Here is a 1,510-nt window from a genome sequence, read left to right on the forward strand (position 1 = left end):
CTCAACTTTCGCATAGCGAAAGTTACCTCTACCCCAGTATCTATCTAGGTTAGGACAAAATATTTTTTTATATTGACAGAAAAACACCTTTCCAATTGGTAAAATGGAAGTGACCAAACCACCATTTAATCCAAACCAGAAAGGTGCGTATCTAAATGTTACAACACAACTCTCTGTCTGAACAGCGTCAAAATCAACTTTCTTTAATTTTTTCTTCTCTTAAGTTAAGTCAACTTCTTCGAACAACAGGAATCCGCAAATCCTATGGGGTCTCAAGCTTCGCTGTCTTCCAAATCATATTTCAGTTAGTTTTTCAGGGCCGTAATCTGTACCGTTTACTGGAAGGCAACCGAGCAGAGTTACTTCCAGGTAAAGACGTCGTTTATCGGTTTCTTAATGAATCCCGTTATAACTGGAGACGTTTCTATCAGTTACTCAGTCTTAAGGTTATTGGGCGATTTGAAAAACTCACCTCCGCACAGCGTATCCGTGTTTTTATCGTCGATGATTCTGTCATGGGACGAGAAAGGAGTAAGAAGGTTGAACTCTTAGCCCGAATCTTTGACCATGTTTCTGGTCGCTTTGTTCGTGGCTATAGCTTACTCACGTTGGGTTGGTCTGATGGCTACAGCTTTGCACCCATAGATTTTACGTTGATGAGTTCGGCCAAGGTTAAAAACCGTCTTTGTGAAATGCGAGAGGACTTGGACAAACGATCCATTGGCTATAAGCGTCGCATGGAAGCGATGAATCCTAAACCTGACGCCGTTGTCCAAATGCTTGAAAGGGCTCTCAATATGGGATTCTCGGCAGATTACGTTCTAATGGATAGTTGGTTTACTCATGCCCCGCTTCTGCAAAAACTGATGAATAAGGGACTTCACACCATTGGGATGGTAAAGGAGCTTAAACAACGTTATTGTTTCGAGGGAAATGCATTAAGTCTAAGTGAGCTTTACGCTAAAATCCCTAAAAACCATAAAACGGGAATTTTAGGCTCAGTTCGAGTTCAAACCTTAGCAGGTTTATCTCTTAAGATTGTGTTCGTCCAGAATCGTAACAACCGCAGAGATTGGTTGGCGATTCTAACGACAGATCTTGCCTTAGATAATGCTGAAATAATAAGGATTTATGGGATGCGTTGGGGTATCGAGACCTTTTTCAAGGTGGCTAAATCACACTTAAAGCTGGGTACCGAATTCCAGGGACGGTCATTCGATATGATGATTAGCCACACGACAATAGTCTTTACTCGTTATCTCATCCTTGAGTGGGAACGTAGACAAAATAACGACGAACGCTCGCTAGGAGGATTGTTTTACCTTTTTGCAGATGAAGTAATGGATTTAGACTTAAAAACAGCATTGCGCCAATTGATGACATTTGTACTCGATCTATTACCGAATAAACCCAAAAACAAAGAATCGCTTAGTCAACTACACAACTGGATCAGTGCATTGCCCAGTTATATCAAGGCTTTATTCGCACAACTGCGGTGCGAAAGTTGAGT

Annotated in this window: 1 protein-coding gene; it reads left to right on the forward strand. The window is 41.4% G+C overall.

The window, feature by feature from the left end; translation table 11 throughout:
- The first annotated feature begins 155 nt into the window (after positions 1-155).
- Complete coding sequence (locus tag DOT_RS12705; RefSeq protein ID WP_009619171.1) at positions 156-1,508, forward strand: IS4 family transposase; 1,353 nt, start codon at positions 156-158, stop codon at positions 1,506-1,508.
- The last annotated feature ends 2 nt before the right edge of the window (positions 1,509-1,510 follow it).

The organism is Desulfosporosinus sp. OT (genome assembly GCF_000224515.1).
Taxonomy (GTDB): Bacteria; Bacillota; Desulfitobacteriia; order Desulfitobacteriales; family Desulfitobacteriaceae; genus Desulfosporosinus.